The 13,477-nt window shown below is 71.5% G+C and carries 14 protein-coding genes; 11 read left to right on the plus strand and 3 right to left on the minus strand.

The genetic code is table 11. The features are described from left to right. Together ACWDAG_RS12570 and ACWDAG_RS12575 are read left to right on the plus strand one after the other, a co-directional pair. Nucleotides 1–723 (plus strand): cytochrome c oxidase subunit I (locus tag ACWDAG_RS12570; protein WP_450695582.1); only part of this gene is annotated, 723 nt, incomplete at its 5' end. Next, entirely contained in the window at nt 720–1,055 is a 336-nt protein-coding gene (locus tag ACWDAG_RS12575) for a hypothetical protein (protein WP_450695583.1), read from the plus strand. The genes ACWDAG_RS12570 and ACWDAG_RS12575, both read left to right, overlap by 4 nt. A gap of 7 nt (nt 1,056–1,062) precedes the next feature. Here the strand turns inward: ACWDAG_RS12575 and ACWDAG_RS12580 are convergent, their stop codons facing one another. Further along, entirely contained in the window at nt 1,063–3,030 is a 1,968-nt protein-coding gene (locus ACWDAG_RS12580) for an RICIN domain-containing protein (protein ID WP_450695584.1), read from the minus strand. 185 nt (nt 3,031–3,215) lie between these two features. On the opposite strand from ACWDAG_RS12580, the gene ACWDAG_RS12585 reads away from it, so the two are divergent. The 9 genes from ACWDAG_RS12585 to hypE all read left to right on the plus strand — a co-directional run bounded on the left by ACWDAG_RS12585 (nt 3,216) and on the right by hypE (nt 12,879). Beyond that, nucleotides 3,216–4,445 carry a glycosyltransferase gene (locus tag ACWDAG_RS12585; protein WP_450695967.1) on the plus strand — a complete coding sequence of 410 codons (1,230 nt, stop codon included), beginning with the start codon at nt 3,216–3,218 and terminating at the stop codon, nt 4,443–4,445. 46 nt (nt 4,446–4,491) lie between these two features. After that, nucleotides 4,492–4,860 (plus strand): low affinity iron permease family protein, encoded by a 369-nt coding sequence (locus ACWDAG_RS12590; RefSeq protein WP_450695585.1) that lies wholly within the window; start codon nt 4,492–4,494, stop codon nt 4,858–4,860. Between the two features lie 65 nt (nt 4,861–4,925). Next, nucleotides 4,926–6,644 (plus strand): enoyl-CoA hydratase-related protein, encoded by a 1,719-nt coding sequence (locus tag ACWDAG_RS12595; protein ID WP_450695586.1) that lies wholly within the window; start codon nt 4,926–4,928, stop codon nt 6,642–6,644. Next, a complete protein-coding gene (locus ACWDAG_RS12600) occupies nt 6,641–7,237 on the plus strand; it encodes a hydrogenase maturation protease (RefSeq protein ID WP_450695587.1) in 597 nt (198 codons plus the stop codon). The genes ACWDAG_RS12595 and ACWDAG_RS12600 overlap by 4 nt, the downstream gene beginning before the upstream one ends. 45 nt (nt 7,238–7,282) lie before the next feature. Beyond that, entirely contained in the window at nt 7,283–8,032 is a 750-nt protein-coding gene (gene hypB, locus ACWDAG_RS12605; protein ID WP_450695588.1) for a hydrogenase nickel incorporation protein HypB, read from the plus strand. After that, on the plus strand, nt 8,029–10,368 hold the full coding sequence (gene hypF, locus ACWDAG_RS12610) for a carbamoyltransferase HypF (protein WP_450695589.1): 2,340 nt from the start codon (nt 8,029–8,031) through the stop codon (nt 10,366–10,368). The genes hypB and hypF overlap by 4 nt, the downstream gene beginning before the upstream one ends. A 3-nt stretch (nt 10,369–10,371) precedes the next feature. Continuing rightward, complete coding sequence (locus ACWDAG_RS12615) at nt 10,372–10,689, plus strand: HypC/HybG/HupF family hydrogenase formation chaperone (protein ID WP_450695590.1); 318 nt, start codon at nt 10,372–10,374, stop codon at nt 10,687–10,689. Next, nucleotides 10,686–11,819 (plus strand): hydrogenase formation protein HypD, encoded by a 1,134-nt coding sequence (hypD, locus tag ACWDAG_RS12620; RefSeq protein ID WP_450695591.1) that lies wholly within the window; start codon nt 10,686–10,688, stop codon nt 11,817–11,819. The genes ACWDAG_RS12615 and hypD overlap by 4 nt, the downstream gene beginning before the upstream one ends. Next, nucleotides 11,812–12,879 carry a hydrogenase expression/formation protein HypE gene (gene hypE, locus ACWDAG_RS12625; RefSeq protein WP_450695592.1) on the plus strand — a complete coding sequence of 356 codons (1,068 nt, stop codon included), beginning with the start codon at nt 11,812–11,814 and terminating at the stop codon, nt 12,877–12,879. The genes hypD and hypE overlap by 8 nt, the downstream gene beginning before the upstream one ends. Nucleotides 12,880–12,934: 55 nt before the next feature. Here the strand turns inward: hypE and hypA are convergent, their stop codons facing one another. Together hypA and ACWDAG_RS12635 are read right to left on the minus strand one after the other, a co-directional pair. Next, nucleotides 12,935–13,273, minus strand: a complete 339-nt coding sequence (gene hypA / locus ACWDAG_RS12630) for a hydrogenase maturation nickel metallochaperone HypA (protein ID WP_450695593.1) — start codon at nt 13,271–13,273, stop codon at nt 12,935–12,937. A 7-nt stretch (nt 13,274–13,280) separates the two neighbouring features. Then, nucleotides 13,281–13,466 (minus strand): hypothetical protein, encoded by a 186-nt coding sequence (locus ACWDAG_RS12635; RefSeq protein ID WP_450695594.1) that lies wholly within the window; start codon nt 13,464–13,466, stop codon nt 13,281–13,283. Nucleotides 13,467–13,477: the final 11 nt, after the last annotated feature.

The following is a 13,477-nucleotide window of genomic DNA, read 5'->3' on the forward strand; positions in this document are numbered from 1 at the left end:
GTACTGCTCCCGTTCTTCTCCTTCATGACGTTCCTCATCGCCGTACCGACCGGCGTGAAGTTCTTCAACTGGATCGGAACGATGTGGAAGGGGTCATTGAGTTTCGAGACCCCGATGCTCTGGGCGACCGGCTTCCTGGTCACGTTCGTCTTCGGAGGTCTGACCGGCGTGATGCTCGCCTCGCCACCGCTGGACTTCCCGACCTCCGACACCTACTTCGTCGTCGCCCATTTCCATTACGTCATCTTCGGCACCGTCGTGTTCGCGATGTTCTCCGGATTCCATTTCTGGTGGCCCAAGTTCACCGGCAAGATGCTCGACGAGCGCCTCGGCAAGATCACCTTCTGGACGCTGTTCATCGGCTTCCATGGCACCTTCCTGGTCCAGCACTGGCTGGGAGTGAACGGAATGCAGCGGCGGATTCCCGACTATCTGGCGGTGGAGGGCCTGACAACGCTCAACACGGTGTCGACGATCTTCTCGTTCCTTCTCGGAATGTCGTTCCTGCCGTTCTTCTACAACGTCTGGAGGACCGCGCAGTACGGCGAGAAGGTGGAGGTCGACGACCCGTGGGGCTACGGGCGTTCCTTGGAGTGGGCGACGTCCTGCCCGCCGCCGCGGCACAACTTCACGTCCCTCCCCCGGATCCGCAGCGAATCTCCGGCGTTCGACCTGCACCACCTTCAGGATCCGGCACCCCAGAGGGAGTTGACCGCACCATGAGCAGCAAGGAGGCGCAGGTGCTCCTCAACGAGATCGAGGGGCACCTGCTGATCGCCGCCGCCCGCGAGGAGGGCCGTACGGCCGCCGCACGTTTCAGCGCCCCCTTCGACTGGCTGACACAGGCTCAGCGGGAGGAGGTGGAGCGCCGGTTCGAGGCGGAGTACCTCACCATCGCCCGCACCTCGTGGCAGCACACCGCAGAACGTGCCCACGCACTGCGGGAGGAGTACGAGGACGCCTACCGCGACCTGCGGCGACGCCTGCTGGCCGGCTGGCTGCTGGTGTGCGCCGCGGTCGTGGCAGTCGGCGTCCTGCTGCTGCCGCTCGCCTAGTCCGGGCCTACGACAGGGTCCACTTCTGGTTGTCGCCCGTTCCACAGGACCACAGGACGATGGAGGTGCCGTTGGCGGTGCCGTTGCTGTAGGCATCGAGGCAGAGGCCGGCGTCGACGTTGGTGAGGGTGCCGTCGCTGTTGACGTTCCACTTCTGGTTGTTCTGGCCGTTGCAGTCCCAGATGACGACCTTGGTGCCGTTGGTCGTGCCCTGGTTGTAGGCGTCGAGGCACTTGTTGCCGTACACCACGAGTTCCTTGCGGGCGGTGTACGTCCAGGCCTGGTTCTGGCCGCCGTTGCAGTCCCACAGCTCGGCCTGGGTGCCGTTGGTGATCGTGTTGTTGTAGATGTCCAGGCAGCGTCCGGACTGCTTGCCGACGACCTGGGAGCCGCCCGCTCCCGGCAGGGGTCTGACGGTGATCGAGTCGAGGGTCGGGGCGCCGGAGAAGGTGAGCGAGTTGGCGGAGCCCTTGGACAGACCTACCTCCACCGAGATGGTGCCCGGGCTGGAGCCCGTCGGCGGGAAGGAGACCGTGGTCGCGCCCTGACCGTTGACCTTGAGGGTGCCGGTGCGGGCCGTGGACGTGTTGTTGGTGTACGACACGTCGACGACGTTGATGCCGGTGTTCCCGGCGGCCACGCCCGAGAAGGCGGAGGTACCGGTGTACGTGTTGCCGGCCATCTCCGTCCCGCCCGTGACCGTCAGCATCACCGAGCCGCCCGCCGGAACACTCGTGGAGTAACTGGTGCCGTACGTACCGACATCGGCTCGCGCCCACAGGTCACGCACGGTCGCGGACGCGTTCGTCAGCCCCAGGTCGGACCAGCGGACGGTGATGTTCTGGGCGGAGGAGGTGCGGTTGAGGAGGACGACGGCACGGTTGCCGGTGCCGGCGAGGACCTTGCCGTACACCTGCAGTCCGGTCGTGTCCTCGGCGACCTTCACGCCCTGGAGGCCGCGCGGGTCCTGGTCGACGCCGATGACCTCGGAGTTCTTGAGGATGCCTGCGGTCTCCGACGTCATCGTGGCGAGGTTGTTGCCGGCGAGGAGCGGCGCGCCGGAGATGGCCCACAGGTTCATATGGGTGCGGTTCTGGGCGGCGGTGAAGCCGTCCATGCCGACCATCAGCATGTCCGGGTCGTTGTAGTAGCCGGTGTGCTGGGCCGTCGGGTGCAGGGTCTGGTCGAAGTTGGACAGCAGGTTCGTCATCGACGGCGAGTTGCCGTAGTAGATGATGTCCGTGCTGGTACGCCACATGGGGGCCTGTCCCGGCGCCCAGTTCCAGGGGTTCTGCTTGCCCCAGTTGCAGATCGAGAGGGTGAGCGGGCGGCCGGTGGTGGCCGTCGCCCTGGCGACCGCGTCGCTGATCGACCGGTACGCCGTCGCCGCGTCGAGTCCCTCGACGTCTCCGCCGCACCAGTCGACCTTGACGAAGTCGAAGCCCCACTTCGAGAACTGGAGCATGTCCTGGTCGTAGTGGCCCTCGCTGCCTGTGTTCGGGGCAGCGGGGCGGCCCGTCGGGTAGTAGTAGCCGCAGCCGTTCCTGCCGGCGTCGGTGTAGATGCCGGCCTTGAGGCCCTTGCTGTGGATGTAGTCGGCGATGGCGCTCATGCCGCCGGGCCACTCACTGGTGTCGACGGTGATGTTGCCGTCGCTGTCGCGGGTGCCCTGCCACCAGCCCTCGTCGATGTTTATGTACTTGTAGCCTGCCGCCGGCAGTCCCGCCGCCACGAATGCGTCGACCTGCTGCCTGATGACGTTGTAGTCGATCTTGGCGGCGAAGCTGTTCCAGGAGGCCCAGCCCATGGGGGCGGTGGGCACGGCTGTCTGACGGGTCGTCGCCGCCTGGGCGGGGCCGGGTGCCGCGAACAGGAGGGCGGCGGCCGCGGTGACGGCGAGGGCGAGGAGGCGTACGGCGCCGGCTCTGCAGCGGCCTGCGAGACCTCTGCGGGTCGAGCGCGGAGGGGGGTACATGCGGCTCCGTTCATTCGGCATATCGAACGAGGATCGGTGATCCGAACGCGTTGCGCGCCGAAAGTAGAGCCACCGCGAGCGTCAAGTCAACGGAAGCGACAAGCGTGAAGTCGCCTGTCTCGACGGGGCGTTCTCGCTGAAAGGCGTACGGCGGCGCCATACTGGCCGTCGTGCGCATCGCGATCATGACGGCGGGATCCCGGGGCGACGTCGCCCCGTACACGGGACTCGGACACGGGCTCTCCCGGGCGGGGCACGAGGTCACTCTGGTGACGCATGCCCGTTTCGAGCCGCTCGTGGCCGGGTCGAAGGTCCGTTTTCATCCGCTGCCGGTGGACCCGCGGGCGGAACTGGAGTCCTCGCGGGGGCGCGGGCTGCATCGCAGCGCGACCGGTGTGGGGAAGCTGGTGCGGGTGGTCGCGATGGCGCGGGCGCTGGTCGGGCGGATGACGGACGGCCTGGTGGCGGCCGCCCGGTCGAGCGACCTGCTGCTGCTGTCCGCTTCGGTGGGGCCGTTGGGGCACACCATCGCGGAGGGTCTGTCCCTGCCCTGCCTCGACGTACCCCTCCAGCCCCTGGCTCCCACACGGGAGTTCGGGCCGCCGATGCTGGGGGTCCGCTCGCTGGGGGCCGTGGGCAACCGGATCGCCGGGCATGGGGTGAGCCTGGCCGTGGAGCAGGTCTTCGCCGGGGCGCTGCCCGCCGTACGGGAGCGGCTGGGGCTGCCTCCGGTGAGTGCCGCCGCCGCACGGCGGGCGAGGGAGCGGCAGGACCGGCCGGTGCTGCACGGATTCAGCCCGCTGGTGGTGCCGCGGCCGTACGACTGGCGGCCGGGCCTGTCGGTGACCGGATACTGGTGGCCGTACGACGCAGAGCCCCAACTCCCCTCTTCCGTGCGGGACTTCCTCGATGCGGGGGCGGCACCCGTGTTCGTGGGCCTGGGCAGCGCGACCGTGCCCGACCCCGAGCGGCTCAGCACTTGCATCGTGCGCGCCCTGCGCCGGGCCGGGCTGCGCGGAGTGATCCAGCGCGGCTGGGCCGGCCTCGAGGTCTCCGGCGACGACATGCTGACCGTCGGCGAGCTCCCGCACTCCGCGCTCTTTCCCCGTATGGCCGCGGTGGTCCACCACGCGGGCGCGGGCACGACGGCGGCGGGTCTGCGCGCCGGGGTGCCGGCCGTGCCGGTACCGATCCAGTTCGACGAGGGCTTCTGGTCCGCACGCCTGGTCGCCCTGGGCGTCGCCCCCCGCACCCTGCCGCTGCGCCGGCTCACCCCCGACACACTGGCCACGGCCTTGATGCGGGCGACCGGCGACCCGGCGTTCGCGCGGCGCGCCGAGACGCTCGGGGCACGCATCCGCGGCGAGGACGGGGTGGCTCCGGTGCTGGCGGCGGTGGACCGGTGGGGTGGCTAGGAGGCCAGGAGCGCCGTCCGCGCGGACGGCGGGGTAAGCCTCGCTCATGACCTTCAAGAGTCCCGTTCAGCGCGGGGGCCCGCGGCGCGGCCGCTTCGATCAATTCGCCGAATACGCCTCCAATTTCACCAGCTCCCCGGTCTTCTTCCTGGTCTGTCTGGTCCTCATCGCGTTCTTCGTGGCCTCCCACCTGGCGCACCAGAGAATCGAGCTGCTCCTGCTGGCGAGCGGGTCCATGACCGCGGTGACTTTGCTGCTTCTGGCGCTGCTGAAGAACGCCGAGATGCGTGCCGAACACGCGGTCCAGCGCAAACTCGACGCGATCGCCGCCGCCCTGCTCGAAGGGCACCGCGGCAACCACAGCGAGGCGTTCGAGGACCTGAGGAATGCAATCCGGATGGAGGAAGAGACCTGACGGCGGACCACGAAACGCCGCCGTGGTCCTTCTCGCCCTCCCCCATACCGACGATCATCCGCGTCATGGACATCTTGCTCGTCGCCAGCGCGTTCAACAGCCTGTCCCAGCGTGTGTACGCGGAACTGTCCGACGAAGGGCACCGGGTGGACGTCGTGCTCGCCGCGCACGGCGCCGAGGCGATCCGGACCGCCGTTCACGAAACCCGCCCGGAACTGATCATCGCGCCGATGCTCAAGACGGCTCTGCCGGAGGACATCTGGCAGGAGCACACCTGCCTCATCGTGCACCCGGGGCCGCCCGGCGACCGCGGCCCGTCCGCCCTGGACTGGGCGATCGCCGAGGGGGCCGCGCAGTGGGGGGTGACGGTGCTGCAGGCCGAGGCCGCCATGGACGCGGGCGCCGTGTGGGCGGCCGAGCCCTTCCCGGTGCCGCCGGTCGGCAAGAGCAACCTGTACCGGGGCGAGGCCTCCGACGCCGCCTCGGCCGCCGTCCGGCTGGCGGTGCGGCGCTACGCCGACGGATCGTTCAAGCCGCAGCCGCAGAGCGATCCCGCGATCCGGGTGGTGTGGCGCGACTTCTTCCGCCGGGAGCAGCGAACGATCGACTGGGAGAACGACACGACGGAGACGGTCCTGCGCAAGCTCCGCGGGGCCGACTCCCAGCCCGGGGTCCTGGACGAACTCTGCGGCCGGGAGGTGTTCCTGCACGGCGGTCATCCGGAGGACCGGCTGCACGGACACCCCGGCGAACTGCTCGCGACGCGCGCCGGGGCGGTCTGCCGCGCCACCCGGGACGGAGCGGTGTGGATTCCGGAGCTGCGGCCCCGCAAGGCCTCCGGTGACCCCGCGCCCTTCCGCCGCCCGGCGGCCTCCGTGCTCGCCTCCTTCGCGGCCCCCTCGCTGCCGGAGGTCACGGCACCGCTCGAGTTGTCACCCGGCAGGACCACCTGGAGCGACATCCGGTACCGGCAGCACGGCGACATCGGATTCCTGAGCTTCTCCTTCCCCGGCGGGGCCATGAGTACCGGCCACTGCCGCAGGCTGCTGGCCGCCTACCGGTACGCGCTCACCCGCCCCACCTCGCTGCTGGTGCTCGGCGGAGCCCGCGACTTCTTCTCCAACGGCATCCATCTCAACGTCATCGAGGCGGCCGCCGACCCCGCGGGCGAGTCCTGGTCCAACCTCAACGCGATGGACGACCTGGTCGAGGCGGTGCTGCGTACGACCGACCGGATGGTGGTGGCGGCGCTCGGCGGCAACGCCGCGGCCGGCGGCGTCATGCTCGCCCTCGCCGCCGACCAGGTGTGGTGTCGCGCGGGCACGGTCCTCAACCCGCACTACCGGCGGATGGGCCTGTACGGGTCGGAGTTCTGGACGTACACGCTGCCGCGCCGCGTGGGAGCCGAGACAGCCCAGCGTCTGACGACCGATGCCTTGCCGGTGAGCGCCGCGCATGCCGCACGGATCGGTCTGGTGGACCGTCTGGTGGAGGCTCCGCCGCAGGGGTTCACCGCGGAGATCGAGCGATGGGCGGCCGAACTGGCCGCCGACCCCGACCTGGCACAGCGGGTCGCCGCGAAGGCCACGGCACGCCACGCGGACGAGGCACGGCAGCCGCTCGCGGAGTACCGGCGGGAGGAACTCGCCCGTATGCGTGCCGTCTTCTTCGATCCGCAGGCCCCGTACCACGCTCTGCGTTCCGCCTTCGTCCGCAAGCTGCCGAACGGCGGGGCGCGGCCCCTGGCCCCGGTCGGCGACCAGGTCGACGAGGGTGCCCGGTGACGCGGTCCGGTACCCGCCTGCTCGTGGCGGGCGTCGGCAACATCTTCCTCGCGGACGACGCCTTCGGCCCCGAGGTGATCCAAGCCCTGGCCCGCCGGCCGCTGCCTGACGAGGTCCGTGTGCGCGACTTCGGCATCCGCGGCATGGACCTCGCGTACGAACTGCTGGACGGCTACGACACGGCCGTCCTGGTCGACGCGGCCGCGCGAGGACACCGGCCGGGCACCCTGTCGCTGATCGAGCCGGAACCGCCCGACGGCACCACGGGCGCCGCCCCGCCCGAGGCCCATGGCATGGATCCGGCCAAGGTGCTGGCGCTGGCCGCCCACCTGGGCGACGAGCCGCTGCCGCGAGTGCTCGTCCTCGCCTGCGAGCCCGAGGTACGGCCGCGCGGCGACGAGGACATCGCCCCGGGCATCAGCGCACCGGTCCGCGACGCTGTCGACAGAGCCGTCGCGGCCCTGCACACCCTGGTTCCGGCACTGCTCGCCGACCCCGCGGCCACGTCTGCGTTGAGCCGCCCGGACGAATCCACGGACCCGTCCGCGGCCGAGGTCCCGCTCCCGGTGGCCGACGGCGTCGAGGATCGGTGACGCACCGACACCCACTCCCTCGAACAACCGCGAGGAGCAGCGCCCATGTGCGAGTCGATGGACGACGTCACGCAGGCCGTCCTGGCGAAGAACGACGGCCTGGCCGCGAGCCTGCGCGACGAACTGGCCCGGCGCGCGGTCGCCGTCGTCAACCTGCTGTCCAGCCCGGGCAGCGGCAAGACGGAACTGCTCGGGCAGGTGCTGGCCCTGGCGGTCAAGCGGCGCATCCCGGTGGCCGCGCTCACCGCCGACCTGGCGACCGAGAACGACGCCCACCGGCTCGCCCGTTCGGGAGCGCCGGTCAAACAGCTGCTGACCGACGGGCTGTGCCATCTGGAGGCCCGGCAGCTCAGCGGCCATGTGCGCAGCTGGCTGCCCGAGGACACCGCGGTGCTGTTCGTGGAGAACGTCGGCAACCTCGTCTGCCCGGCGGCCTACGACCTCGGCGAGTGCCTGCGGATCGTCCTCATGGCGGTGACGGAGGGCGAGGACAAGCCGCTGAAGTACCCCACGGCCTTCGGCTCCGCCCATCTGGTGGTGCTCACCAAGACCGATCTGGCCGAGCCCGCCGGCTTCGACGAGGCCGCCTTCGTCGCCCATGTGCAGAGGGTGAACCCGGGGGTGGAGGTCGTCCGGTCCTGCGCTCGTGACGGCTCCGGTGTCGCCACCGTGCTGGACCGGGTCCTCGCCGCGCGGGACGGGGACCCGGTGCACCGCCCTCCCCTCGCGCCGCACCCCCACAGCCACGAGCACGCGCAGAAGACCCCGGGCCTCGCGGCCGGCCGCGTCTCGTGAGCGCTCCGGCCGCGCAGGCGGTACGCCGCCGTGTCGTGGTGCTCGGCACGGTGCAGGGCGTGGGTTTCCGCCCCTTCGTGCACCGCTTGGCCACCGATCTCGCGTTGGCCGGGTTCGTGAGCAACACGGCGAGCGGCGTCCTCATCGAGGTGGAGGGCCCGCCCGACGGTGTCGCCCGTTTCTGCGGCCTTCTGGCCACGGAACCGCCGCCGCTTGCCGCCGTCACGGGCGTCGGTGTCGAGGACCTGCCCGCCACGGGTGCGGACGACGTCTTCACCATCCGTGCCACCGCACGGTCCGCGGGCCGCACGCTGCTCCCGCCCGACACGGCGACCTGCGACGAGTGTCTGCGGGAGCTGGCCGATCCGGCCGACCGCCGCCACCGGCACCCGTTCGTCACCTGCACCCACTGCGGCCCCCGCTTCACCATCGCCACGGACATGCCGTACGACCGGGCGGTCACCACGATGACCGGCTTCCCGATGTGTGCCGCATGCGCCCGGGAGTACGGCGACCCCGCCGACCGGCGCTTTCACGCCCAGCCGGTCGCCTGCCCAAAGTGCGGTCCCCGGCTGCGGCTGGTGCCCGCGGCCGGCAGCGGACTCCGACCTGCGCGGGATGCCGACGCCCTGGTGGCGGGCCGGGCGCTGCTGGCAGCCGGCCGCATCCTCGCCGTCAAGGGTCTCGGCGGCTATCACCTGGCGTGCGACGCCACCGACGCACGGGCCGTCGACACACTGCGCACCCGGAAGGAGCGCGGTGGCAAGCCGTTCGCCGTGATGTGCGCGGATGTCGACACCGTGCAGCGGATCGCCCTGGTCTCCCCGGCCGAGCGCGCCGCGCTGACCAGCCCCCGCCGTCCCATCGTCCTGCTGCGTCCGCGGACGTCGGCCGAACGCGTCCGCCTCGCTTCCGGCGTCTGCCCGGGCAGCCCGCAGCTCGGGGTGATGCTGCCCTACACCCCCGTACACACCCTGCTGTTGGGGCTGCCCGGCGATCCGCAGGGTCCTCGCGTGCTGGTCATGACCAGCGGCAACCGGTCGGGGGAGCCGATCGTCACGGACGACGAGGAGGCGCTGACCCGGCTGGCGGGGCTGGCCGACGCCTGGCTCACCCATGACCGGGCGATCGCCTCACCGTGCGACGACTCCCTGCTGCGGGTGCGCGCCGACGGCACCGAGCAGGTGCTGCGCCGGTCCCGGGGATACGTCCCGCGCCCGCTGCGGCTGCCGGTCGCGGTGCGGCCGGCGCTCGCGGTGGGCGGCGACCTCAAGAACGCGCTGTGCGTGGGCGAGGGGGACCACTCCTGGCTCGGCCCGCACATCGGCGACATGGGCGATCTCACCACGCTGGAGGCCGCCGAGCGGGCGGAGGGGCACATCCGGCGGCTGAGCGGCGTCACCCCCGAACTCGTCGCGGCGGACCGGCACCCCGGCTACCACTCGGCCCGCTGGGCCCGCCGCCGCGCGGCCGAACTCCCCAGGAACACACCGGTGTTCGTCCAGCACCACCACGCGCACATCGCCTCGGCGATGGCCGAGCACGGCCTCGACGGCACCACGCCCGTGATCGGCGTCGCCTTCGACGGCACCGGCTACGGCGACGACGGCACCGTCTGGGGCGGCGAGATCCTGCTCGCCGACTACAGGGGCTACCGGCGCTTCGCCCACCTCTCCCCCGCTCCACTGCCCGGCGGAGACGCGGGGGTCGCCAACCCGTCCCGTCTGGCTCTGGCCCGGCTGTGGGCCGCGGGCGTGCCCTGGGACGCGGACCTGCCTTGCGTCGCCGCCTGCTCGGCCACCGAACTCACCCTCCTGGAACAGCAGTTGACGCGTGGGGTGGCCTGCGTGGCGACCTCCAGCATGGGCCGGCTCTTCGACGCGGTGTCCTCCCTGCTGGGTGTGTGCCACCGCGCGGGGTACGAGGCCCAGGCCGCCCTGGAGCTGGAGGCCGCGGCCGCTTCGGCCCGGGACGCGGACGGCTCGGCGTACGCCTTCGGTATCGGCTCCGGCGTGTGCGACCCGGCGCCCGTGCTCCGCGCGCTGGTCGCCGATCTGCGGTGCGGCACCCCGGTTCCCGTGCTCGCCGCGCGCTTCCACCGCGGCGTCGCCCGGGCCGTCCTGGAGATCTGCCGGCGGGCACGCCGCGACACCGGCCTGGCCACGGTCGCCCTCAGCGGCGGGGTCTTCGCCAACGCGCTGCTGGAGGAGGAGTGCACACGGCTGCTGGCCGAGGACGGCTTCGCGGTGCTGCTCCACGGCGAAGTCCCCCCGAACGACGGCGGTTTGGCCCTTGGACAACTCGTGGTCGCGGCGCACGAACGACAAGAGGAGTGACCCATGTGTTTGGCAGTGCCCGGCAAGGTCGTGGCCATCGACGACAGTGCCGACCCGCTCACCGGGCTGATCGACTTCGGCGGTGTGCAGAAACAGGCGTGTCTGGAGTACGTGTCGGACGTGCGGGTGGGTGAGTACGTCATCGTGCACGTCGGTTTCGCGCTCCAGCGCCTGGACGAGGAGTCGGCCCTGGCCTCCCTGCGGCTCTTCGAGGAACTGGGGCTGCTGGAGGAGGAGTTCGGCGACGCCTGGGAGCAGGCGTCGCGGGACGCGGGAGTCGCCGCCGTGAGCGAGGAACCACGAGAGAGCGAGGCCCGGTGAAGTACATCGACGAGTTCAACGACCCCGATCTGGCCCGGCGGCTGCTGGACGAGATCCGTGCCACGGCCACCCGGCCGTGGGCCCTTATGGAGGTGTGCGGCGGGCAGACCCACTCCATCATCCGGCACGGCATCGACCAACTGCTGCCGGAGCAGGTCGAGTTGATCCACGGCCCCGGCTGCCCCGTGTGTGTCACCCCGCTGGAGGTCATCGACAAGGCACTGGAGATCGCGGCGCGCCCCGGGGTGATCTTCTGCTCCTTCGGCGACATGCTCCGGGTGCCGGGCACGGACCGGGACCTGTTCCGGGTCAAAGGCGAGGGCGGCGACGTACGCGTGGTGTACTCGCCGCTCGACGCCCTGGAGCTGGCCCGCCGCAACCCGGACCGGGAGGTGGTCTTCTTCGCCATCGGCTTCGAGACCACGGCCCCCGCCAACGCGATGGCCGTCCACCAGGCGCGCCGCCTCGGCCTGACCAACTTCAGCCTCCTGGTGTCCCATGTACGGGTTCCCCCGGCGATCGAGGCCATCATGACGGCCCCCGCCTGCCGGGTGCAGGGCTTCCTGGCCGCCGGGCATGTGTGCAGCGTGATGGGCACGGCCGAGTACCCCGAGCTCGCCGAGCGGTTCCGGGTGCCGCTCGTGGTGACCGGTTTCGAGCCTCTGGACATCCTCGAGGGCATCCGCCGGGCGGTGCGTCAGCTGGAGCGCGGTGAGCACCGGGTGGAGAACGCCTACCCGCGGGCCGTGCGCGAGGACGGCAACCCGGCCGCCGTACGCATGATCGAGGAGGTCTTCGAGGTCACCGACCGCAACTGGCGCGGCATCGGACCCATCCCCCTCAGTGGCTGGCGGCTGACCGAGGCGTTTCGCGCCTTCGACGCCGAGCACCGCTTCGACGTCACCGGGATCCGCACCGAGGAGCCCGCCGAATGCCGCGCCGGCGAGGTGCTCCAGGGGCTGATCAAGCCGACCGAGTGCGCCGCGTTCGGCACCAGCTGCACCCCGCGCACCCCGCTCGGAGCCACGATGGTCTCCAGCGAGGGCGCCTGCGCGGCCTACTACCTGTACCGCCGGATGAACACCGCGACGCCGAAGGCCGCGCGGGAGGAGATGAACCCCGTTGCCTGAACTCGCCGAAACCGTCGATCCGGCCGACTGGACCTGCCCCGCGCCTCTTCGCGACCAGCCCGTGGTGGTCATGGGGCACGGCGGAGGCGGTGCCCTGTCCGCGGAGCTGATGGAGCAGATCTTCGCCCCCGCCTACGGCAATGCCACCCTCGCCGCGCTCGCCGACTCCGCGGTCCTCGAACTGAGCGGCGCGCGGCTGGCGTTCTCCACCGACTCCTATGTGGTCAGGCCGCTGTTCTTTCCCGGCGGCTGCCTGGGCGACCTCGCGGTCAACGGCACCGTCAACGACCTCGCGATGAGCGGCGCCAGGCCCGCCTACCTGTCCGCCGCCTTCGTACTGGAAGAGGGCGTGGAACTGACCGTGGTCGAGCGGATCGCGCGCGCCATGGGCGCGGCGGCCGAGGCGGCCGGGGTCGTCGTGGCCACGGGTGACACCAAGGTGGTGGAGTCGGGGCACGGCGACGGCGTGTACGTCACCACCGCCGGGGTGGGGCTCGTCCCCGACGGGGTGGACATCCGTCCCCAGCGCGCGCGGCCCGGTGACGCCGTCATCGTCAGCGGTCCGATCGGCCTGCACGGGGTGGCGATCATGAGCATGCGTGACGGGCTGGAGTTCGGAGTCGAGCTCGCCAGCGACACCGCGCCGCTCGCGGACCTGGTGGCGGCCATGCTGACGGTCACGCCCGACCTCCACGTTCTGCGCGATCCCACGCGTGGCGGTCTGGGCGCGTCGCTCAACGAGATCGCCCGCGCCTCCGGGACCGGTGTCCGCCTCCAGGAGCGGGCCATTCCGGTGCCCGACGCCGTCGCCAACGCCTGCGGCTTTCTGGGCCTCGACCCGCTCTACGTCGCCAACGAGGGCCGACTCGTAGCGTTCGTGCCGCCGACCGCGGCGGAGGAGGTCCTGGCGGCGATGCGCGCCCACCCGCAGGGCGCCGGGGCCACGCTGATCGGCGAGTGTGTGGCCGAGCATCCCGGCATGGTCGTGGTGTCGACCGGTCTCGGGGGCACCCGCGTGGTGGACCTGCCGCTCGGCGAGCAGCTTCCGCGGATCTGCTGAGCCCGGCACACGGGGCCCCGTCGGAGCGTGCAGCTCCGGCGGGGCCCCGTCCGTGTCACTCGATGCCGGTGATCTCCAGTTCCCGGCCGCTGCGCAGGTCGGTGGAGGGCCGGTCGCAGTGCGGGCACCAGAAGAACGGGGGCATGCCCACCGTGAACTCCTGCGCGCACGCACCGCAGTAGGCCTGTGCGGGGACCGACTCGACCACGAGCCGGGCCGCGGCGAGGGCGGTGCCGTCGCGGGCCACCTCGAAGGCGAAACTCAGCGCGTCGGGTACGACCCCGGCCAGCTCGCCGACCCGCACGGTCACCGCCGAGACGGCGTCCGTCCCGTCCGCCCGGGCGAGCTCGTCGGCCCGCTCGATGATCGCGGTCGCGATCGACAACTCGTGCACGGTGGGCTCACGGATAGCGGCGGCCTGCGCGCAAGCCGCCGGCCATCCGGTAGATCCGCCACTCGCGCCTGATGCTCGGCAACTCATGGACGAACAGTGCCAGGGCGACGGCACCGGCCAGGGCGGCCTCCGCCAGCAGCAGCTGCCGTCCCGTGGAGGCGCTCTGCGCGCCGTCTGCTCGTTGGACCTTCATTCCGGCTCCCT

Source organism: Streptomyces sp. NPDC001157 (assembly GCF_053598255.1).